Here is a 20,987-nt window from a genome sequence, read left to right on the forward strand (position 1 = left end):
ACTAGGTGAGCCTAACTACCACCCGCGTCGCGTGCGGACACCTGCGGTTTCGACACCCGTTTCGACGCGTCGTAGAATAGCCTGGTGTCATCTCCGGCCCTGACCATTCGCGGTCTTCAGTACTCCTACGGCACCCACCGTGTCGTCGACGGAATCGACCTCACGGCCGAGTCCGGATCCGTCCTCGGCGTTCTCGGACCCAACGGCGCAGGTAAATCCACGACCATCTCCCTGGCCGTGGGCACCCGCCGTCCGGAATCGGGCACGGTGGAGATCTTCGGGCACGACCCCGTCGCCGAACACGCGACGACGTCGCAGCTGGCCGGGGTCATGCTCCAGGACGGCGGACTGCCGATGAGCTCGAAGCCCCTGCAGGTGCTGCGGCACCTCTCCACCCTCTATGAGAGTCCCGTACCGGTCGACGATCTCGCCGAACCCCTCGGTCTCCACGACTTCGCCGGACGCACGATGCGCAGGCTCTCCGGGGGACAGAAGCAGCGAGTCGCGCTGGCCGCGGCCCTCATCGGACGGCCGCGCCTCGTCTTCCTCGACGAACCCTGCGCCGGTCTCGACCCGCAGGCACGCGAGGTCGTCCACAGCTTCATCCGCGATCTCGCCGACCGCGGAGTCGCCGTCGTCCTCACCACCCACGACCTCGCCGAGGCCGAGGAGCTCTCCGACGAGGTCGTCGTCATCGATCGCGGACGGATCATCGCTCAGGGAGCGCCAGAGGAGCTGCGCAGCGCCTCCGCCGGGTCACGGTCGCTGACGATACGCCTCGACTCCCCCGTCCCCGCCGCCCTCGTCGATCGGCTCACCGAGCTCGGTCCCGCCTCGGCGCAGGGTTCGATGATCTCTCTCGACGGAGCACCGACTGCGAGCCAGATCGCGGCTGCGTGCACTGTCGTCGCCGAGGCGGGACTGCAGATCACGGACATCGGCATGCAGAGGCAGTCCCTGTCCGACGTCTTCTTCGAACTGACCGGGAGGCCGCTGCGATGACATCGACACGCATCATCTCGCAGGCGAAGTTCGAGACTCTGTCCGTTCTGCGCAACGGCGAACAGCTGCTGCTCTCAATCATCTTCCCGCTGGGTCTGCTCGTCTTCCTCGCGAAGACTCCCCTGCTCACCGGGCTCGGGGTCATCGGGGCCGGTGCCGATCCGCTGTCGATCGCCGTCCCCGGGGCGCTGAGCCTGAGCCTGGCCTCCAGCGCATTCACCGGGCAGGCGATCGCAACCGCCTTCGACCGCCGCTACGGAGTGCTGCGACAGCTGGCGACGACTCCGCTGGGGACGAACGGACTCATCCTCGGCAAACTCGGCGCCGTCATCGTCGTCGTTCTCATCCAGTACGCACTCGTCTTCGCCGCGGCGGCGATTCTCGGCTTCCGAGGTCCCGTCGACATCCTCGGACTCATCCTGGCCACACTGTTCGGCACCGCCGCGCTGCTCTCGCTCGGACTGCTCATGGCCGGCACAGTCCGCGCCGAGGCGACTCTGGCGGCGACGAACCTCATCTGGGTGCTCATGGCAGGCGTCGGTGGCCTCGTCATCGCACATCCGGGAGAATGGGGAACGGTTGTGGGCTACCTGCCCTCCGGTGCGCTCGGCGACGCCATGCGATCCGTCATCGGACACGGCGGCACAGACATCAAGGCAATCATCGTGCTCCTGATATGGGGGCTTGTAGGAACGCTTGCGGCACGCAGGTGGTTCCGTTTCGAATGAGGAGTGAAGTGGTCACGAAGAAGATCCGCATCGCCGCTTGGGCCATGCTCATCGCCCAGGCAGGGATCATCCTGACCGGTGGAATCGTCCGGCTCACCGGCTCGGGGCTCGGCTGCTCGGACTGGCCGAAGTGCACCCCGGATTCGCTCGTGGCCACCAGCGAGATGGGCATCCACGGCGCCATCGAGTTCGGCAACCGCCTGCTGGCCGTGGCGCTGGCGATCCTCGGCGTGTGCATTGCGCTCATGCTGTGGAGGCACCGGAAGCAGCGCCCGGATCTCTTCTGGCTCAATATCGGTCTGCTGGCCATCGTGCCCGTCCAGGCCGTCGTCGGCGGAATCACCGTGTGGACGAAGCTCAACCCCTGGGTCGTCGCCGGACACTTCGTGCCCTCGGCCGTCGCTGTCGGCGTCGCCGCCTATTTCGTCCGCCGCACCTATGACACCGGCGTGCGACTGGGCACCAAGGCCCCGGCTCCGCTGCCGACTCTGGGGTGGATCATCCTCGGTCTCACCGCGATCATCGTCGTCTTCGGCGTGCTCACGACGGGGGCCGGGCCCCATTCGGGTTCGACGATCTCGACCCGCAACAACCTCGACAACATCTGGGTCACCCGCCTGCACGCCGCGCCGGTGTGGCTGCTCGTCATCACCACGATCTCCGCTCTCGTCGCCGCCCGGAAGAAGGCGCAGACGGCGATGGTCGCCCCGCTGACCGTGCTCCTCGTCGTCGAGGTCGCCCAGGGAATCATCGGCTACGTCCAGTACTTCCTCGGTGTTCCCGAACTGCTCGTGGCCTTACACATGGTCGGCCTGTCGGCTACGATTGCGGCAAGCGTTGCCGTCCTCGACAGCGCATACCCGAGGAGCACCGATGTCAATACCGATCGTTCCGTGCCTGTGGTTTCCTGACTGTGCCGAGGAGGCCATGGAGTTCTACTGCTCCGTCTTCCCCGATTCGCGCGTCCTGTCCATCTAACGCTATCCCGACGAATCCCTCGACGAACACTTCAGGGGGATGAGCGGGAAGGTCCTGAACGGCCGGTTCGTCCTCGACGGCACAGAGTTCATCTGCCTCGACGGCGGACCGGTGTTCACATTCAACGAAGCGATCTCGCTGACCGTCGAATGCGCGGACCAGGCCGAGATCGACCACTACTGGTCACATCTGTCGGCGTCACCCGAGCACGAACAGTGCGGCTGGCTCAAGGACCGCTTCGGAGTCAGCTGGCAGATCGTTCCCGCGAACCTCGGCGAGCTGATGACCGGTCCGGCACAGACTCAGGCGTCATGAGAATGAAGAAGATCGTCATCGACGACCTCGTCAACGCCGGCTGAACCTCGGCACGCGCTCGAAGAACGCCGTATCTTCTCACAACACGCTCAAGGCCCGTTCCCACGCATGGGAACGGGCCTTGATTGATCAGCAGAGGGTGAGCCTCACCAGATACTGGAGCGCCTCACCAGATTCCGGGGATCAGGGTGGGCACGAACGGGTCGATGGCCACTGCCAGGAAGAGCAGTGACAGGTAGGTGATCGAACCGTGGAAGACCTTCATCGCCTTGAGCGAGGTGCCGTCCTTGCCCTGCTTGGCACGGGAGACCAGCGAGTAGCACGACCACAGGAACCAGACTCCGGCGCCGACGGCCACGATCGTGTAGACAGGACCCATCGGAGCGACGGGAATGAGCGCGAGTGAGCAGGCGATCATCGCCCAGGTGTAGAGGATCATCTGACGGCCGACGGATGTCGGCGGAACCTTCGACGGCAGCATGGGCACGTCGGCGGCGTCGTAGTCGGCCTTGTACTTGATCGCCAGCGGCCAGTAGTGCGGCGGGGTCCAGAAGAAGACGACGAGGAAGAGCAGCACGGGCTCCCACGCGATTCCTCCGGTCACGGCCGACCAGCCGATGAGCACGGGCATGCAGCCTGCAGCGCCGCCCCAGACGATGTTCTGTGAGGTGCGGCGCTTGAGGACGAGGGTGTAGAAGACTGCGTAGAGCAGAATCGCCGAAGCGGTGAGTCCCGCCGTGACCCAGTTCGTGAATCCGCCGAGCCAGAAGATCGAACCGATGCCGAGCACGAAAGCGAAGATGAGTGCAGAACGGGGGCTGATCTCACCGGTGACGAGGGGACGGTCCTTCGTCCGTTCCATCTTCGCGTCGATGTCACGGTCGACGTAGCAGTTGAAGACCGAGGCCGAGGCCGCAGCGGCGGCTCCGCCGATGAGGGTGTTGATGACCAGCCAGATGTTCGGCAGTCCCTGAGCGGCCAGGAACATCACGGGCGCGGTCGTGACGAGGAGCAGCTCGATGACCCGCGGCTTGGTCAGCGCGATATAGGCGCTGATGATCGAACGCGGTCGGGCAGCGAGACTCTGCTCGTCGATGGCCCTCTGCAGAGGTCGTTCACTCTGCTCTTCCCGGTTCTGACGAAGTTTGCTCACGCCCTAGATTCTACCTGTTGTCGAAGTTTTTGCCAGTCGTGCGCAGGCGAGTCGAGTCACTGACGATGCGGACGAGGAACGCCACCGCCGCACACACCGGGGCAAGCACGACGACCTGCACGATGAGCACTGAGATGAAGCTCAGCGAAGCTGTCTGCGGATCCGTGCGGAGGAGATTCACATCGACGCACAGTCCGATGAATCCGGCGATGACGGAATAGACGAGGGCGGTCGTCCACACCAGTCCGCCGCGCCGTGCATTGAGCATCACGGCCAGCGCTGCCGCGAAGGGGGTGAGCAGAAGAAGTGTGCCCAACGTCCACAGGCCGAGCTCCCCGATGTCGACGGTGCCGCGCAGCGGCTGGGCGATCGCCGACGACACGGCGACGGTCGCCACGGCGAAGAACACCGGGCACACCGTGCCGATCCGGGAGATCAGCCGACGGAGCCCCCTCGTCTGTTCGGCCACCTCGGCGAGGTCGGGGCGCCTGCCCGCCAGCCGATCGGATCGCTGGTCTCCGCTGTCTGCGACGGCGGCCCCGATCACGGGATCAGCACCTTTGCTCACCCTGTCACCTCTCTCAGTCAGCACCGGTCTCTCTTCAGGCTCTTCGGCGCACCGCAGTTGTTGAATATCGAATCACAGCTGTGCGCGAGACCACACTTTACCCGTCGGTAGCCTAAATGTCTCGCTCCCCGTCGGCACGGCAGATGAACAGGGGCGGCGCTTCAGGCATCCGACGGGTAGAGTTTGAATGCACGCTCTTCAGACGAACGAAGGATCGCTCGACGACATGACAACTCTGTCCTGGACTGAACTCGACAATCGCGCAGTCGACACCGCCCGCCTCCTCGCCGCGGATGCGGTGCAGAAGACAGGGAACGGGCACCCGGGCACCGCCATGAGCCTGGCTCCCATTGCCCACTACCTGTATCAGCACGGACTCACTCACGACCCGGCCGACCCGACTTGGGTCGGCCGTGATCGTTTCGTCCTCTCCTGCGGTCACAGTTCGCTCACCCAGTACGTTCAGCTCTACCTGGCAGGGTTCGGGCTCGAGCTCGACGACCTCAAGGCGCTGCGCACATGGGGTTCGCTCACCCCGGGCCACCCGGAAGTCGGACACACCGCCGGCGTCGAGATCACCACGGGACCCCTGGGCTCCGGACTGGCCTCGGCCGTGGGCATGGCCATGGCCGCTCGCCGCGAACGCGGACTCTTCGACCCCGAGGCGGCTCCCGGCACCTCACCGTTCGACCACAACATCGTCGTGCTCGCCTCCGACGGCGACCTCGAAGAGGGAGTGTCCGGCGAGGCGTCATCGCTGGCCGGGACACAGGAACTGTCCAACCTGCTGGTGATCTGGGACGACAACAAGATCTCCATCGAAGACGACACCGCGATCGCCTTCGGCGAGGACACGGCCGCCCGGTACGCCGCCTACGGCTGGCACGTCCAGCACGTCGACTTCACCGCCGGCGGTGATTACCACGAGGACATCGAAGCCTTCCACGCCGCCGTCGAGGCCGCTCGCGCGGATTCCCGCCCCTCATTCATCCGCCTGTCCACGATCATCGCCTGGCCCGCCCCGAACGCGCAGAACACCGGCGGGTCCCACGGTGCGGCCCTCGGCGAGGACGAGATCCGTGCGACCAAGGAGGTCCTCGGCTTCGACCCGGAGTCGACCTTCGCCGTCGACGACGAGGTTCTCGCACACACTCGTCAGGCTCTGGACCGCGGTCGTGCCGCCCACCTCGAATGGGACAAGTCCTTCGCCGAATGGCGCACCGGCAACCCGGACAACGCCGCCCTCTTCGACCGTCTGTCCAAGCGCGAGCTGCCCACCGGCCTCGATGCGGCCTTCCCGGTCTTCGAAGCCAGTGAGAAGGGCATCGCCACTCGCGCGGCCTCCGGTCAGGTGCTCAATGCGATCGCCGAGACCATGCCCGAACTCTGGGGAGGTTCCGCCGACCTCGCGGGCTCGAACAACACGCTGATCAAGGGTGAGCCGAGCTTCCTGCCCGCTCACCGCTCCACGGGTGCATTCTCCGGCCACGAGTACGGACGCAATATCCACTTCGGCGTCCGCGAGTTCTCCGCCGGTCTCATCGGCAACGGCATCGCCCTGCACGGCGGAACCCGCCCGTACAACGGCACGTTCCTCGTCTTCAGCGACTACCAGCGTCCGGCCGTGCGCCTGGCCGCCCTCCAGCAGCTGCCGAACCTGTTCGTGTGGACCCACGATTCGATCGGCCTCGGCGAAGACGGACCGACCCACCAGCCGATCGAGCACCTCTCCGCACTGCGCGCGATCCCCGGCCTCGACCTCGTCCGACCGGCCGATGCGAACGAGACCGCTGTCGCGTGGCGGAAGATCCTCGAACGCACCGACGGACCCAGCGGACTCGTGCTCACCCGACAGGCCGTGCCGGTCCTCGACCGTGAGAAGTACGCCCCGGCCTCCGAGGCCGCACGCGGCGGCTATGTGCTCACCGATACCGGTGACCAACCGGAGGTGGCCATCATCGCCAGCGGTTCCGAGGTCGCCATCGCTCTCGAGGCCGCCGACGCTCTGCAGGCATCGGGCACAGCCGCTCGCGTCATCTCCATGCCGTGCCAGGAATGGTTCGACGCTCAGCCGGAGGACTACCGGGCCACTGTGCTGCCGCGCTCGCTCAAGGCACGCGTGAGCATCGAAGCCGCCTCGTCGATGAGCTGGCACAAGTACCTCGGCGATGCCGGGCGTGCCGTGTCCATCGAACACTTCGGTGCATCCGCGGACTACCAGACCCTGTACGAGAAGTTCGGCATCACGGCCACGGCCGTCGTCGACGCAGCAAAGGAATCCATCAACGCAGCAAAGGCGGAAGCATGAGTGAACGTCTCCAGCAGCTCAGCGCGGCCGGAGTCTCGATCTGGCTCGACGACCTCTCCCGCACCCGACTCGAGTCCGGGGATCTCGCCCGCCTCATCGAGGAATCCTCCGTCACGGGTGTGACGACGAATCCGACGATCTTCGCGAACGCGATCTCGGCAGCCGACGACTACGATTCCGCGGTCGCCGAGCTCGGTGCCTCCGGTGCCGATGTGGATGAGGCCATCGAGGCGCTGACCACCGCGGATGTCGCCGAGGCGGCCCGCCTGTTCCGTCCGGTCTTCGAGTCCACGGACGGTGAGGACGGTCGCGTGTCGATCGAGGTCGCTCCCCCGCTGGCCCATGATGCCGGGGCGACCGTCGCCTCGGCGAAGGCCCTGTGGGAACGCGTCGGCGAACCGAATGCGATGATCAAGATCCCCGCCACCGAGGAGGGACTCCGCGCGATCTCCGAGACGATCGCCGCCGGGATCAGCGTCAACGTCACGCTCGTGTTCTCCCTGACCCGCTACCGCCACGTCGTCGAAGCCTTCCTCCAGGGACTGGAGAAGGCCCGCGCCGCCGGTCATGACCTCTCGACGATCCGGTCGGTGGCCTCGGTGTTCGTCTCCCGGGTGGACTCCGAGATCGATTCCCGACTCGACTCCATCGACGACCCGAAGGCCGTGGAGCTCAAGGGCAAGGCGGGCATCGCGAACTGCGTGCTCGCGCATGAGATCCACTCGCAGCTGTTCACCTCCGAGCGCTTCCGAGTCCTCGAACTCGCCGGGGCGCGTCCGCAGCGTCTGCTGTGGGCTTCGACCGGAGTGAAGAATCCCGACTACGCCGACACGATGTACGTGACCGGGCTCGTCGCACCGAACACCGTGAACACGATGCCCGAACCCACCCTGGAGGCGTTCGCCGACCACGGTGAGGTCACCGGCCGGATCACCTCCGAGCACTACCGTGCCGCCGACGAGGTCTTCGATGCTCTGGCACGGCTGGGCATCGACTACGCCGAGGTCATGACCGTGCTCGAAGAGCAGGGGCTGGAGAAGTTCGACGTCAGTTGGACCGAACTCCAGGAAACGATCCGTACGGCTCTGGACCGCTCATGAAGCTCTCACTCTCTGTTCCCGTCGATGAGGAGTTCGAGGCAGAGGCCGCGCGTCTCATCGATGCGGGCCTGGCTTCCCGGCTGAGCGGCAAGGATGCGGAATTGTTCGACGGGGCCGCCGATGCCGCGGACCGGATGGGCTGGGTGGATCTTCCGCAGAACGCAGCAGATCTGCTTGATGAGATCGAATCCCTGCGGGCGCGCCTGCAGGAGGAGGGTCTGCGCACGATCAGCCTGGCCGGGATGGGCGGTTCCTCGCTCGCTCCCGAGGTGATGGCTCAGACGTCCGGTGTCCGACTCGAGATCATCGACTCGACGGATCCCAATCAGGTCGCCGAGGCGATCGGCACCGATCTCGACCACACGGTCCTCATCATCGCGTCGAAGTCCGGAACCACGGTGGAGACGGATTCGATCCGCCGCAGCTTCGCCGCGGCCTTCGAGTCGATCGGCGTCGATCCGGCGTCCCGGATGATCGCGATCACCGATCCGGGCACCGAACTCGAGGCGTTGGCCGCCGATCAGGGCTTCCTTGCGAGCTTCCTCGTCGACCCCACGGTCGGCGGACGCTTCAGCGCTCTCTCGGCCTTCGGGCTCGTCCCCGCGGGCCTGGCCGGTGCCGATGTGCGCGGGATCGCCGCAGAGGCCGCTGCGGCCGCCGCCGACCTGTCTGCCGACGGTCCGGACAATCCTGCACTGCGGTTCGGCGCTTGGCTGAGCATCGCTCACGCCCGGACGACGGAGAAGCTCGTCCTCGCCGAGACCGCTGAGCAGCTGAACGGGCTCGGGGCCTGGGTCGAGCAGCTCATCGCCGAATCCCTCGGCAAGGACGGCCAGGGCATCCTTCCCGTCGTCGTCGACTCCCCCGCCGACATCGGGTTCTCCGATGCACGCGCAGACGCACTCCTGTGCCTGCTCGGGCCGGCAGACGATGAATCAGGGCTGGGTGCACCGTCCGGATTCGAAGCGACGATCACGGGTGGGTTGGGCGAGCTGTTCCTGTTCTGGGAATACGCCACGGCCATCACCGGATACAGCATCGGGGTGAATCCCTTCGACCAGCCTGATGTGGAGGCGGCGAAGGCACAGGCCAGGCATCTGCTCGACGGACCGGACTCCGGTTCGACGGAGCAGCCGCGGTTCCGTGAGGGAGACATCGACGTCCTCGAGGTCGTCGATGAGGCCACGGATCTCGTCGGAGCCCTGGAGGAGCTCTTCTCGCAGGTCGACGAGTACGGGTATGTCGGCATCCAGGCCTACCTCGATCGGCTTGCCGATGCCGAGGCTGAGGATCTGCGTCCGCTCGTGTCCACACATGCCGGAGTGCAGACGACCTTCGGCTTCGGTCCCCGCTACCTGCATTCGACCGGTCAGTACCACAAGGGCGGTCGTCCGAACGGAGTGTTCCTCCAGATCACCGGTGAGGCTCGCACTGACCTGCTGGTGCCGGGACGCGACTTCGGCTTCGCGCAGCTGCAGCGTGCCCAGGCCGCCGGCGATGCGGCGGTGCTGAGTGAGAAGGGCCGGCCCGTGGTGCGTCTGCATCTGCTTGATCGTTCTCGCGGGCTCGAACAGCTGCGGGAGGCGATCGGGTCGATCAGCCCGCGCCACCACTTCGGCCACGACTGATCTGCCTGGAACGGGACTGATCCGCCGGAACGACGGACAGAGCACGAACAGAGAAGGACCCCGACCGATTCGGTCGGGGTCCTTCTCATTCGTGCACCGGGGCGTCGCCTCCGTGCCGGTGTCTCACGGTCTCGGCATCAGCGGGCCACGATGACTCAGGAGTTGAACCGGGTGAGGACGCCCAGCAGGATGATGCAGGCCGCCCAGATGATCGCCATGAGCGTCGTGAACCTGTTGAGGTTGCGCTCGGCGACGCCCGAGGACCCCAGCGACGAGGACATCCCGCCGCCGAACATGTCGGACATGCCACCGCCCTTGCCCTTGTGCATGAGGATCAGCAAGGTGAGGAAGATGCTCGTGAGCACGAGCAGCGCGATGAGAATGATGTTGAGGATTTCCACGTCGGATTCAACCTATGTTTCGTCGAGTGTTTCGTCGAATGATGCGTCTGTCAGTCTACTTCGCGACTGCGGCCTTGCACAAAGCGGCGAAGTCCGGGCCGCTGAGGCTCGCACCTCCCACCAGTGCGCCGTCGACGTCCGCAGACGCGACGATCTCGGCCACATTGTCGGCCTTGACCGATCCGCCGTAGAGGATGCGGGTGGTCTGGGCAAGAGCGTCGCCGTACTTCTCACCGATGCGTGCGCGGATGGCCGAGGCCATCTCGGCGGCATCGGCGGCCGTGGCGGTCTCGCCGGTGCCGATCGCCCAGACGGGTTCGTAGGCGATGACGAGGCCGGATAGGTCGTCAGCGTCGAATCCGGCCAGCGACTCGTCGAGCTGTCCGAGGGTGAATTCGACGTGGTTCCTCTCCTGCCGCTGCTCCTGCGACTCCCCCACGCAGAGGATCGGAGTGAGCTCGGCCGAAAGTGCGGCCTTGATCTTCGCGGCCACGACCTCGTTGGTCTCATGGTTGTCGGCACGGCGTTCGCTGTGGCCGATGACCACGTAGCTGCAGCCGAGGCGGGATAGGAACGATGCGGCGATCTCTCCGGTATGCGCTCCGGGGGCGTGCTGGGAGACGTCCTGGGCACCGTACTTCAGCCACAGCTTGTCGCCCTGGACGAGTGTCTGCACCGAACGGATGTCCGTGAACGGCGGAATGACGACGACTTCGCAGTCGCTGTCGTCGAGTTTGGCGTCCTCGAGTGCCCAGGCGAGCTTCTGGACAGCGGAGATCGCCTCCAGATGATCGTGGTTCATCTTCCAGTTGCCTGCCAGCAGCAGGGTGCGGTCGTTCATGGTGTCTGTCTTCCTCATCCGAGTGCGTCGAGTCCGGGCAGGGTCTTGCCTTCGAGGTATTCGAGGCTGGCACCTCCGCCGGTGGAGATGTGGCCGAAGGCGTCATCGGCGAAGCCGAGGCTGCGCACGGCGGCTGCAGAATCGCCGCCGCCGACCACGGTCAGCCTCTGTCCCCCGCTGCTGCCTTCGTCGGCCAGGGCTTGGGCTACGGCTTTGGTGCCGGAGGCGAAGGCCGGAAACTCGAAGACGCCCATCGGTCCGTTCCAGAACACAGTGGTCGAGCCTGCGATGATCTCGGCATAGGCGCGGGCCGATTCGGGGCCGATGTCGAGCCCGAGGCCGTCGCCTCCGGCCGGAGTGTCTTCGAGTTCGGCGACGGGCCGGACCCAGTGCTCGGCGTCGGCGACGAAGGAGGCGGCCATGACGATGTCCGTGGGCAGGACGATGCGTGCACCACCGGACCGGGAGCGTTCGAGGTAGCCCTTGACGTCGTCGATGCGGTCCTTCTCGACCAGGCTCGATCCGATGTCGTGGCCGAGTGCGGCGAGGAAGGTGAAGACCATTCCCCCGCCGATGAGCAGATTGTCGGCGCGGTCGATGAGGTTGTCGATGACGCCGAGTTTGTCCGAGACCTTGGATCCGCCGAGGACGACGGTGAACGGTGATTCGGGGTTGTTGAGCAGCCTGTCGCTGACCTCGACTTCCGCACGCACGAGTGAGCCGGCATAGTGCGGGAGGAGGCCGGCGATGTCGTAGACCGAGGCCTGCTTGCGGTGGACGACGCCGAATCCGTCGGAGACGAAGTCGTCGGCCAGCGCTGCCAGTTGGGTGGCGAATTCCTGGCGCTCGGCATCGTCCTTCGCCGTTTCGCCGGGATTGAAGCGCAGGTTCTCCAGCAGCAGCACGTCACCGTCGGACAGGGCTGCGGCCTTTGTCTGCGCATCGTCACCGACGGTGTCGGCGGCGAAGGCGACCGGACGGCCGATGGCTTCGGCGAGTTCGGGGACGATCGGGGCCAGTGAGAACTGCGGATCCGGTTCTCCCTTCGGCCGGCCCAGATGCGACATCACGATGACCTTGGCTCCCGCCTCGGCGAGGGACCTGATCGTTCCGGCCGAGGCCAGGATGCGACCGCGGTCGGTGATCGTGCCGTCGTCCATCGGCACGTTGAGATCGCTGCGGACGAGCACCGTGTGTCCGGCGAAGATGCCCGCATCGTCGAATGTCCTCATGAGTCCCTTTCGCTGAGAATGTAGCTGACCATGTCTTTAAGTCGGTTCGTGTATCCCCACTCGTTGTCGTACCAGGCCACGACCTTGATCTGGTCGCCCAGCACCATTGTGAGCTTGGAATCGACGATCGCCGAGGCGGTGGTGCCGACGATGTCGCTGGAGACGAGTTCGTCGGTGGAGAAGTCGAGGTAGGGCGAACCGTCCGCGGCCGAGGCGAGGATCGCGTTGACCTCGTCGCGGTCGGCGCTCGTGGAGGTGGTGAAGGTGAAGTCGATGATCGATCCGGCGGGCACGGGCACGCGCACGGCAAGTCCGTCGAGCTTGCCTTCGAGGTGGGGCATGACGCGGCCGACGGTGCGTGCGGCTCCGGTCGTGGTCGGCACGATGTTGACGGCGGCGGCTCGGGCGCGACGCAGGTCCCTGTGGGGTCCATCGACGAGCATCTGGTCGCCGGTGTAGGCGTGAACGGTGTTGAGCAGACCGGATTCGACGCCGAGGGCATCGTCGAGCGCCTTGACGACGGTGGCCATGCAGTTCGTCGTGCACGAGGCGTTCGAGACGACGGAATGTGCGGACGGGTCGAAGGTGTCTTCGTTCACCCCCATGACGAGCGTCGCGTCGACGTCTTTTCCGGGTGCGGAGAGCACGACGGTCTGCACGATGCCGCCGAGGTGGGCCTCGGCCTGATCCTGCCGGGTGAAGCGTCCGGTGGATTCGACGACGAGTTCGACCTTGTGCGAACTCCAATCGATGGCGGACGGGTCGGCTTGGCTGGTCACCGCGATCTCTCGTCCGTCGACGATGATCGCCTCGTCGGCGGCATCGACATCATGGTCGAAGCGAGGCCACACGGAGTCGTGGGAGAGCAGATGAGCCAGGGTCGTCGTATCGGTGAGATCGTTGATGGCCACGACCTCGAAATCAGCATCGGGTTCGAGGGACAGACGGAACAGGGCACGGCCGATGCGGCCGAAGCCGTTGATGGCGATTCGTCTCATGCCTCGATCTTAGCGATCCTCGAGCATTTCCGGGGTCAGGCTGGCTTCGGTGCCGGGAATTCCCAGTTCTTCCGCATGCTTGTCCGCTGTGGACAGCAACCTGCGGATCCGGCCGGCCACCGCATCCTTCGTCATCGGCGGGTCGGCGAGCTGACCGAGCTCTTCGAGGGACGCCTGCTTGTGGGTCACGCGAAGCTGACCGGCGTAGCGGAGGTGTTCGGGGACGTCGTCGCCGAGGATCTCCAGGGCGCGTTCGACCCGGGCGCCGGCGGCCACAGCGGCCCGTGCCGAGCGACGCAGGTTCGCATCGTCGAAGTTCGCCAGGCGGTTCGCGGTCGCGCGGACCTCCCGGCGCATCCGTCGTTCCTCCCAGACCAGCACGGCGCTGTGGGAGCCCATGCGGGTGAGCAGCGCGGCGATATCGTCGCCGTCGCGGATGACGACGCGGTCGACTCCGCGGACCTCGCGGGCCTTCGCGCTCAGTCCCAGCCGGCGGGCTGCGCCGACGAGGGCAAGAGCCGCCTCGGGGCCGGGGCAGGTGACTTCCAACGCCGAGGAGCGCCCCGGCTCGGTCAGTGAGCCGTGAGCGAGGAAGGCTCCGCGCCAGGCGGCTTCGGCATCGGCGACGGAGCCGTTGACTATGGCCGAGGGCAGTCCGCGCACGGGACGGCCGCGGTTGTCGACGAGTCCGGTCTGGCGGGCCAGGGCTCCCCCGTCACGGGTGACGCGCAGCAGGTAGCGGTTGGAGCGGCGGATTCCGGCGGCGTTGATGACGACGATGTCGGCATGCTGACCGTAGAGATCCTTGATCTCCGCCCGCAGCCGTTTGGCGGCCTGGGCAGTGTCGAGTTCGGCTTCGAGAACGATCGAGCCGTTGACGAGGTGGAGGGCGGAGGAGAACCGGAAGATCGAGGACACCTCGGCCTTGCGGGCGGAGGTGCGAGTGATCTTCACTCGCGCCAACTCGTCCTTGACCTGAGCGGTCAGTGCCATAGCTCGTCCTCCTGCACCTGAAGTTCTACCACTGCTCGGCGACGCCGATCCCGGCGTCCAACAACATGTCACGGTAGCATGCCGCCAGCTTGAGGCTGTCATGCTGTCCCTGCCTCCGTGAGCGCAGGGGACGTTCCCAGAGTTTCGCTCCGAACATGTCCTCGGCCCGCTGCGGCAGGTCGGGTTCGAGTTCGGTGGCCGCTTCGTCGACGAGGACATAGTCCAAGGTCAGTGAGCGGGCATGGCGGTGGAGGGAGACGAGGTGTTCGCCGAGGCTCAGGTCCTTCGTCTCACCGTCGGTCGAGCTGAGGTTGAGCGTGAGGGATTTCACCGCTGTCGAGGCCACGATCGCCTCGGCGAGCGACGGCACGAGCAGGTGCGGCATCACCGAGGTGTACCAGGAGCCGGGGCCGAGGTTGAGAACCTCGGCCTCCTCCACGGCTTCGATCGTCTCGTAGCGGGCCGGTGGGGCAGCCGGATCGAGGCGCACGGTCTCGACGTGGCCGATCGTGGAGGCGAGCACGGACTGACCGCGCACGACCTGGAAGGAGCCGGGGAACTTCACATCGGCTTCGATCGTCAGCGGCACCGAGGACATCGGCAGCACGCGACCGTGAGCGCGCAGCAGGCGGGCCATCCAGTCCAGGCCGGCCACATGGTCGCCGTGGATCTGCCACAGTGCGGCGATGAGCAGATTGCCCACCGCGTGACCGTGCAGCTCACCCGTCGATTCGAAGCGGTGCTGGATGACATCACGCCAGGTCTGACCCCACGTGCCGTCGTCGCAGAGTGCGGCCAGAGCCATCCGCAGATCGCCGGGAGGCAGTCCGCCGAGTTCGTCGCGCAGTCGTCCGGATGAGCCGCCGTCGTCGGCGACTGTGACGACCGCGGTGAGGTCTTCAGTGAGCAGACGGAACGCCCTCAGCGCCGCGTAGAGTCCGTGGCCGCCGCCGAAGGACACGATATTGGGACCGTCCTTCTGTGCGCCCGTGGAGATGACGGGCAGATCTTCGGTCTCCATGTCATTCTCTTCCCAGATCGCGATGACGCACAGCCACTGGGATCCCGGTCTGGGCCGACAGCAGTCGTCCGACCCTTTCGCTGATCGCCACGGAACGGTGTTTGCCGCCCGTGCAGCCGATGCCGATCATCGCGTAGCCACGGCCCTCGTGCAGATATCCCTCGGCGACGGTGGACAGGGTTGCGGCATAGCGTTCGATGAATTCCTCGGCGCCGTTCTGCTCGAGGACGTAGGCTGCGACATCGGAGTCGAGTCCGTTGTGTCCGCGCAGATGGGGAATCCAGTACGGATTCGGCAGGAAGCGGACGTCGGCGACGTGGTCGGCGTCCTTGGGCAGGCCGTATTTGAAGCCGAAGCTCATCACCGTCAGACGCAGCGGCGGGGTGTCGTCGTCGCTGAAGCGTTTGCGCACCTCCGCGGAGAGCTGGTGCACGTTGAGGTCGGAGGTGTCGACGATGATATCGGCGCGGTGCTTGAGGGACTCGAGCTCGGCACGTTCGGCTTCGATGCCGTCGAGCAGGGTCCCCTCCCCCTGCAGAGGGTGGGGCCGCCTGGTCGATTCGAAACGCCGGACGAGGACTTCATCGGAGGCGTCGAGGAAGACGATGCGCAGGGACAGACCCTGATCGACGAAATCGCTGATCGTCTCCTGCAGTTCGGTGTACTTCGTCCGCCCTTTGGCGTCGATGACAATGGCGATCTTCGGCAGGGCACCGTCGGCACGGGCGACGAGTTCGACGAGCGGACGCATCATCTGCGGCGGCAGGTTGTCGACGACATACCAGTCCATGTCTTCGAGCACATTGGCCACGGTGGTGCGGCCCGCTCCGGACATTCCGGTGACGAGCACAACCTCGATGGGGTGGTCGGATCCGTTCGATTCGGCCTGCACGCTCACTCGTCCTCCTCTGTCCGTGCCCGATCGGTCGGCGGGCACTGTACCTCTCGGCACTACTCTAGGGCAGAATCGCAGAGCTCAGTCGGCCAGAGCCGTGACGATCTTCGCGGCGAGGGAGGGACCGATTCCCTTGACCTCGCAGATCTCCTCGGCGGTGGCAGCGCGGACCTTCTTCACGGATCCGAAATGGCGCAGCAGTGCGGTGCGTTTCGACTCTCCGAGGCCCGGAATGTCGTCGAGCACCGAACTCGTCATCGCCTTCGCACGTTTCGACCGGTGATAGGTGATGGCGAAGCGGTGGGCCTCATCACGCAGGCGCTGCATGAGGAAGAGCCCTTCGGAGTTGCGCGGGAGGATGACCGGGAACGGATCGTCCGGAACCCAGATCTCTTCGAGCCGTTTGGCCAGACCGACGACGAAGATGTCGACGATGCCGAGATCCGTCAGTGCCCGCGTCGCTGCCGCAACCTGCGGGCCGGCACCGTCGACGACGAGGAGGCTGGGTCGGTAGCCGAAGCGCTCATCGGGCTCCTCGGAGGTCATCTGTTCGAGGTAGCGGCTGAAGCGACGAGAGACGACGTCGTACATCGAAGCCGTGTCGTCGGCCGCGGCTTCACCGTGGATGGCGAAGTGTCGGTAGTCGCGCTTCTTCGCCATTCCGTCTTCGAACACGACGAGGGAGGCGACGACGTTCGATCCCTGGGTATGGGAGATGTCGATGCATTCGATGCGCAGCGGTGCTTCCGGCAGGTCGAGGTGCTCCTGGATCTCCTTGAGAGCCTGGCTGCGGGTCGTCAGGTCGGACGAGCGTTTGAGCTTGTGCTGGATGAGCGCTTCCTTCGCGTTCTTCCCCACGGTCTCCAGGGCCGCCTTCTTCTCCCCGCGCTCGGGTACCCGCACGGTCACCCGCGAACCGCGCTGCTCGCTCAGCCAGGCCTCCAGGGACTCCAGATCCGCCGGCAGTGTGTCGACGAGGATCTCCTTCGGAATGGCATCGGCATCGAGTCCGGAGTAGGCCTGTCGCAGGTAGTCGGTGGTCAGTTCCGCGGGCGTGTGATCATCGGAGCGTTCGATGATCCAGCCGCGTTGGCCGCGGATACGACCCTGGCGCACATGGAAGACCTGGACGGAGGCTTCGAGCTCCTCGGTGACGAGGGCGAAGATATCGCAGTCGGCGCTCACCGACAGGACGACGGCGGATTTGTCGAGGACCTTCTGCAGGGCGGAGATCTCGTCGCGCAGACCGGCCGCGCGTTCGTAGTCGAGTTCGGCCGCGGCTGTGGCCATCTCCTTCTGCCGGTGGCTGATGAACCGGCCGGTGTTTCCGGACATGAAGTCGGAGATGCTGCGGGCCAGGTCCTTGTGATCGTCCTTGCTGATCTGACCGACGCAGGGAGCAGCGCATTTGTCGATATAGCCGAGCAGGCAGGGCCTGCCGCTGCGTTCGGCCCGCCGGTAGACCCCTGCTGTGCAGGTGCGCATCGGGAACGCCTTGAGCAGCAGGTCGAGGGTGTCCTTGATCGCCCACACCTGAGCGAAGGGACCGAAGTACTTCACGCCCTTGCGTCGTTTTCCCCGGGTGATGAAGGCCCGAGGCACCTCGTCATTCATCGTGATCGCGAGGTAGGGGTAGGACTTGTCGTCGCGGAACATGACGTTGAACCGCGGGTTGAACTCATTGATCCACGTCCATTCGAGCTGCAGAGCTTCGACCTCGGTGTCGACGACGGTCCATTCCACCGAGTTCGCGGTGTGGACCATCGTCGAGGTGCGCGGGTGCAGCTGGGCGGGGTTGGCGAAGTACGAGTTGAGTCGGTTGCGGAGATTCTTCGCCTTTCCGACATAGATCACCCGCCGGTCGGGGTCACGGAATTTGTAGACCCCGGCCGATGTGGGGATCGACCCGGGGGCCGGACGGTAGGTGGATGGATCAGGCATTCGGATCAGGACTTGAGCATCGGCTTGAGGAACCGTCCGGTGTGCGACTCGGCCACCTCGGCGACCTCTTCGGGAGTGCCTTGGGCGATGATCTGCCCACCGCCGCGGCCGCCCTCGGGTCCGAGGTCGATGATGTGATCGGCGTTGCCGATGACGTCGAGGTTGTGTTCGATGACGATGACCGTATTGCCTTTGTCGACGAGTCCCTGGAGGACCATGAGCAGCTTCGAGATGTCCTCGAAGTGCAGACCGGTCGTCGGTTCGTCGAGCACGTAGACGGTGCGACCGCGGGAGCGCTTCTGCAGCTCGGCGGCGAGCTTGACACGCTGTGCCTCGCCGCCGGAGAGAGTCGTGGCCGGCTGGCCGAGTCGGACATAGCCGAGCCCCACCTCGACGAGGGTCTTGAGGTGTCGAGAGATCGCGGGAATCGCGGCGAAGAAGTCGTTGGCCTCCTCGATGGGCATATCGAGGACCTCGGCGATGTTCTTGCCCTTGAACGTGACTTCCAGGGTCTCCCGGTTGTACCGGGCGCCCTGGCAGACCTCACAGGGGACGTAGACATCGGGCAGGAAGTTCATCTCGATCTTGATCGTGCCGTCGCCGCTGCAGTTCTCGCAGCGTCCGCCCTTGACGTTGAAGGAGAACCGACCGGGCAGATAGCCGCGGACCTTCGCCGATTCGGTTTCGGCGAAGAGTCGGCGCACATGGTCGAAGACGCCGGTGTAGGTCGCGGGATTCGACCGCGGGGTGCGTCCGATCGGCGACTGGTCGACGTGGACGACCTTGTCGAGATTGTCCAGGCCGGTCACACGCTTGTGCCGTCCCGGCACCCGCGAGGCGCCGTTGAGGACGTTGGCCATCTGTGTGTAGAGGATCTCGTTGACCAGAGTCGATTTGCCCGAACCGGACACGCCGGTGACTGCGGTGAGCACACCGAGGGGGAAGGACACCGTGACGTCGCGCAGGTTGTTCTCCACGGCCTTCTCGACGGTGACCATCCGGTCCTTGTCGACGGGGCGGCGGGTCGGCGGGATCTGGATCGCTCGCCGGCCGGAGAGGTAGTCGCCGGTGATCGATCCCTCGGCATCCTTGAGACCGGTGACGGGACCGGAATAGACGACCTCTCCCCCGTGCTCGCCGGCACCGGGCCCGATATCGACGATCCAGTCGGCGGATTCGATGGTGTCCTCATCGTGTTCGACGACGATGAGGGTGTTGCCGAGATCCTTGAGCTTGTTGAGGGTTTCGATGAGTCGGCGGTTGTCACGCTGGTGCAGTCCGATCGAGGGCTCGTCGAGGACGTAGAGGACGCCGACGAGGCCGGAACCGATCTGCGTGGCCAGGCGGATGCGCTGGGCCTCACCGCCGGAGAGCGTACCGGCGGCCCGGTTGAGGCTGAGGTAGTCGAGGCCGACGTCGAGGAGGAATCCGAGGCGGGCGTTGATCTCCTTCATCACCTGCGCCGCCACGGCGGCATCGCGGGAGCTCAGCTCGAGGGAGCCGAGGAAGGAAGCCGCTTCGTCGAGGGCGAGTTCGGAGACCTCGGCGATGGACCTGTCTCCGACCTTGACGGCGAGGATCTCCGGTTTGAGCCGCGTACCGTCACAGCTGGCACATGGGATCTCGCGCATATAGGACTCGTAGCGTTCGCGCGACCACTCGGATTCTGTTTCCTCGTGCTTGCGCTGAATGTATTGGTAGACGCCTTCGAAGCCCGTCGAGTACGTGCGTTCACGCCCGAAGCGGTTCTTGTACTTGACGTGGACCTTGTAGTCCTTGCCCGTCAGAATCGCGGTCTTCGCGGACTTCGGCAGCTTCTTCCACGGCGTCTTCATATCGAAGCCGAGTTCGTCGCCGAGACCCTTGAGCAGACGGTTGAAGTACTTCGAGACCTGTTTGCCTCCCGACCAGGGGGCGATGGCCCCGGAGCCGAGGCTGAGGTCCTCGTCGGGGACGACGAGATCTTCGTCGACCTGCAGGCGCGTGCCGATGCCGTCGCAGGTGGGGCAGGCGCCGAAAGGCGAGTTGAAGGAGAACGAGCGCGGTTCGATCTCGTCGATCGTCAGCGGGTGCTCGTTCGGGCACGACATGTGCTCGGAGAATGTGCGAGTCGTGCCTTCGTCGACGAGTTCGATGTCGATGCGTCCGTCGGCGAGCCCCAGCGCGGTCTCGACGGAGTCGGTCAGCCGCGGGCGCATTCCCGATTTGGCGACGAGGCGGTCGACGACCACGGAGATCGTGTGCTTGTACTGCTTCTCCAAGGTCGGCGGTTCGCTCAGGCTGATCTGCTCGCCGTCGACGATGGCCCTGGAGAAGCCCTTGGACTGCAGGTCGGTGAAGAGGTCGACGAATTCGCCCTTGCGGGACCGGACGACGGGTGCGAGGACGAGGAACTTCGTCCGTTCCTCGAGTTCGAGCAGCTGGTCGACGATCTGCTGCGGGGTCTGCTTCGTGATGACCTCACCGCAGACGGGGCAGTGCGGGATGCCGATCCGCGCCCACAGCAGGCGGAGGAAGTCATAGACTTCGGTGATCGTGCCGACGGTCGAACGCGGATTGCGCGATGTCGACTTCTGGTCGATCGACACCGCCGGAGACAGCCCTTCGATGAAGTCGACATCGGGTTTGTCCATCTGCCCGAGGAACATCCGGGCATAGGAGGACAGGGATTCGACGTAGCGTCGCTGCCCCTCGGCGAAGATCGTGTCGAAGGCCAGCGAGGATTTGCCGGAACCGGACAAGCCGGTGAACACGACCATCGAGTCACGCGGCAGCGCGATCTCGACGTTCTTGAGATTGTGTGCTCGCGCTCCCTTCACCCACAGGGTGTCGAGATGGGAGACGCCTGTCACTTGCTCACCGTTATTGGTTTTCATCACCTGACC

Annotated in this window: 17 protein-coding genes and 1 pseudogene; 7 read left to right on the top strand and 11 right to left on the bottom strand. The window is 65.5% G+C overall.

Annotated elements, in window-relative coordinates; all coding sequences use genetic code 11:
• The first annotated feature begins 84 nt into the window (after positions 1-84).
• From AC3CD9_RS06155 to AC3CD9_RS06170, 4 genes and pseudogenes are all read left to right on the top strand, one after another.
• A complete protein-coding gene (locus tag AC3CD9_RS06155; RefSeq protein ID WP_488366811.1) occupies positions 85-1,002 on the top strand; it encodes an ABC transporter ATP-binding protein in 918 nt (305 codons plus the stop codon).
• Positions 999-1,730 (top strand): ABC transporter permease, encoded by a 732-nt coding sequence (locus tag AC3CD9_RS06160; protein ID WP_488366812.1) that lies wholly within the window; start codon positions 999-1,001, stop codon positions 1,728-1,730. The genes AC3CD9_RS06155 and AC3CD9_RS06160 overlap by 4 nt, the downstream gene beginning before the upstream one ends.
• An 8-nt stretch (positions 1,731-1,738) precedes the next feature.
• The gene (locus AC3CD9_RS06165) at positions 1,739-2,641 is read left to right on the top strand and encodes a COX15/CtaA family protein (RefSeq protein ID WP_488366813.1); all 903 of its coding nucleotides are present in this window, start codon (positions 1,739-1,741) and stop codon (positions 2,639-2,641) included.
• Between the two features lie 16 nt (positions 2,642-2,657).
• A pseudogene (locus tag AC3CD9_RS06170) lies at positions 2,658-3,023 on the top strand (VOC family protein).
• A 166-nt stretch (positions 3,024-3,189) separates the two neighbouring features.
• On the opposite strand, the gene AC3CD9_RS06175 reads toward AC3CD9_RS06170, so the two are convergent.
• Complete coding sequence (locus AC3CD9_RS06175; RefSeq protein ID WP_488366814.1) at positions 3,190-4,176, bottom strand: heme o synthase; 987 nt, start codon at positions 4,174-4,176, stop codon at positions 3,190-3,192.
• A gap of 10 nt (positions 4,177-4,186) precedes the next feature.
• Positions 4,187-4,744 carry a hypothetical protein gene (locus tag AC3CD9_RS06180; RefSeq protein ID WP_488366815.1) on the bottom strand — a complete coding sequence of 186 codons (558 nt, stop codon included), beginning with the start codon at positions 4,742-4,744 and terminating at the stop codon, positions 4,187-4,189.
• 226 nt (positions 4,745-4,970) lie between these two features.
• On the opposite strand from AC3CD9_RS06180, the gene tkt reads away from it, so the two are divergent.
• From tkt to AC3CD9_RS06195, 3 genes are read left to right on the top strand one after another with little or no spacing between them, the layout of a single operon-like run.
• Positions 4,971-7,052, top strand: a complete 2,082-nt coding sequence (tkt, locus tag AC3CD9_RS06185; RefSeq protein ID WP_488366816.1) for a transketolase — start codon at positions 4,971-4,973, stop codon at positions 7,050-7,052.
• Positions 7,049-8,152, top strand: a complete 1,104-nt coding sequence (gene tal, locus AC3CD9_RS06190) for a transaldolase (RefSeq protein ID WP_488366817.1) — start codon at positions 7,049-7,051, stop codon at positions 8,150-8,152. Before tkt ends, tal begins: the two co-directional genes overlap by 4 nt.
• Complete coding sequence (locus AC3CD9_RS06195) at positions 8,149-9,780, top strand: glucose-6-phosphate isomerase (protein WP_488366819.1); 1,632 nt, start codon at positions 8,149-8,151, stop codon at positions 9,778-9,780. Before tal ends, AC3CD9_RS06195 begins: the two co-directional genes overlap by 4 nt.
• A 155-nt stretch (positions 9,781-9,935) precedes the next feature.
• Here the strand turns inward: AC3CD9_RS06195 and secG are convergent, their stop codons facing one another.
• The 9 genes from secG to uvrA form a co-directional block, all read right to left on the bottom strand.
• Positions 9,936-10,181 carry a preprotein translocase subunit SecG gene (gene secG, locus AC3CD9_RS06200; RefSeq protein ID WP_101544300.1) on the bottom strand — a complete coding sequence of 82 codons (246 nt, stop codon included), beginning with the start codon at positions 10,179-10,181 and terminating at the stop codon, positions 9,936-9,938.
• Positions 10,182-10,236: 55 nt separating this feature from the next.
• The gene (tpiA, locus tag AC3CD9_RS06205) at positions 10,237-11,022 is read right to left on the bottom strand and encodes a triose-phosphate isomerase (RefSeq protein WP_488366820.1); all 786 of its coding nucleotides are present in this window, start codon (positions 11,020-11,022) and stop codon (positions 10,237-10,239) included.
• 14 nt (positions 11,023-11,036) lie between these two features.
• Positions 11,037-12,254 carry a phosphoglycerate kinase gene (locus tag AC3CD9_RS06210; RefSeq protein WP_488366822.1) on the bottom strand — a complete coding sequence of 406 codons (1,218 nt, stop codon included), beginning with the start codon at positions 12,252-12,254 and terminating at the stop codon, positions 11,037-11,039.
• Positions 12,251-13,252: a type I glyceraldehyde-3-phosphate dehydrogenase gene (gene gap / locus AC3CD9_RS06215; RefSeq protein ID WP_488366823.1), complete on the bottom strand. Its 1,002-nt coding sequence runs from the start codon at positions 13,250-13,252 to the stop codon at positions 12,251-12,253. Before gap ends, AC3CD9_RS06210 begins: the two co-directional genes overlap by 4 nt.
• A 9-nt stretch (positions 13,253-13,261) precedes the next feature.
• Positions 13,262-14,245: a DNA-binding protein WhiA gene (whiA, locus tag AC3CD9_RS06220; protein ID WP_139467292.1), complete on the bottom strand. Its 984-nt coding sequence runs from the start codon at positions 14,243-14,245 to the stop codon at positions 13,262-13,264.
• 25 nt (positions 14,246-14,270) lie between these two features.
• Complete coding sequence (locus AC3CD9_RS06225; RefSeq protein ID WP_101544310.1) at positions 14,271-15,266, bottom strand: gluconeogenesis factor YvcK family protein; 996 nt, start codon at positions 15,264-15,266, stop codon at positions 14,271-14,273.
• A gap of 1 nt (position 15,267) precedes the next feature.
• A complete protein-coding gene (gene rapZ / locus AC3CD9_RS06230; protein WP_373284074.1) occupies positions 15,268-16,158 on the bottom strand; it encodes an RNase adapter RapZ in 891 nt (296 codons plus the stop codon).
• Between the two features lie 84 nt (positions 16,159-16,242).
• On the bottom strand, positions 16,243-18,102 hold the full coding sequence (uvrC, locus tag AC3CD9_RS06235) for an excinuclease ABC subunit UvrC (protein ID WP_488366825.1): 1,860 nt from the start codon (positions 18,100-18,102) through the stop codon (positions 16,243-16,245).
• A gap of 5 nt (positions 18,103-18,107) precedes the next feature.
• Positions 18,108-20,978 carry an excinuclease ABC subunit UvrA gene (uvrA, locus tag AC3CD9_RS06240; RefSeq protein WP_139909772.1) on the bottom strand — a complete coding sequence of 957 codons (2,871 nt, stop codon included), beginning with the start codon at positions 20,976-20,978 and terminating at the stop codon, positions 18,108-18,110.
• Positions 20,979-20,987 lie beyond the last annotated feature (9 nt).

This window comes from Brevibacterium sp. MGP-B1 (assembly GCF_057766545.1).

What these genes read in the sequence shown, in the direction of transcription:
- AC3CD9_RS06160 (WP_488366812.1), top strand. Translation starts at nt 999, where the DNA reads ATGACATCGACACGCATCATCTCGCAGGCGAAGTTCGAGACTCTGTCC.
- tkt (WP_488366816.1), top strand. Translation starts at nt 4,971, where the DNA reads ATGACAACTCTGTCCTGGACTGAACTCGACAATCGCGCAGTCGACACC.
- tal (WP_488366817.1), top strand. Translation starts at nt 7,049, where the DNA reads ATGAGTGAACGTCTCCAGCAGCTCAGCGCGGCCGGAGTCTCGATCTGG.
- AC3CD9_RS06195 (WP_488366819.1), top strand. Translation starts at nt 8,149, where the DNA reads ATGAAGCTCTCACTCTCTGTTCCCGTCGATGAGGAGTTCGAGGCAGAG.
- tpiA (WP_488366820.1), bottom strand. Translation starts at nt 11,022, where the DNA reads ATGAACGACCGCACCCTGCTGCTGGCAGGCAACTGGAAGATGAACCAC.
- AC3CD9_RS06210 (WP_488366822.1), bottom strand. Translation starts at nt 12,254, where the DNA reads ATGAGGACATTCGACGATGCGGGCATCTTCGCCGGACACACGGTGCTC.
- gap (WP_488366823.1), bottom strand. Translation starts at nt 13,252, where the DNA reads ATGAGACGAATCGCCATCAACGGCTTCGGCCGCATCGGCCGTGCCCTG.
- whiA (WP_139467292.1), bottom strand. Translation starts at nt 14,245, where the DNA reads ATGGCACTGACCGCTCAGGTCAAGGACGAGTTGGCGCGAGTGAAGATC.
- AC3CD9_RS06225 (WP_101544310.1), bottom strand. Translation starts at nt 15,266, where the DNA reads ATGGAGACCGAAGATCTGCCCGTCATCTCCACGGGCGCACAGAAGGAC.
- uvrC (WP_488366825.1), bottom strand. Translation starts at nt 18,102, where the DNA reads ATGCCTGATCCATCCACCTACCGTCCGGCCCCCGGGTCGATCCCCACA.
- uvrA (WP_139909772.1), bottom strand. Translation starts at nt 20,978, where the DNA reads ATGAAAACCAATAACGGTGAGCAAGTGACAGGCGTCTCCCATCTCGAC.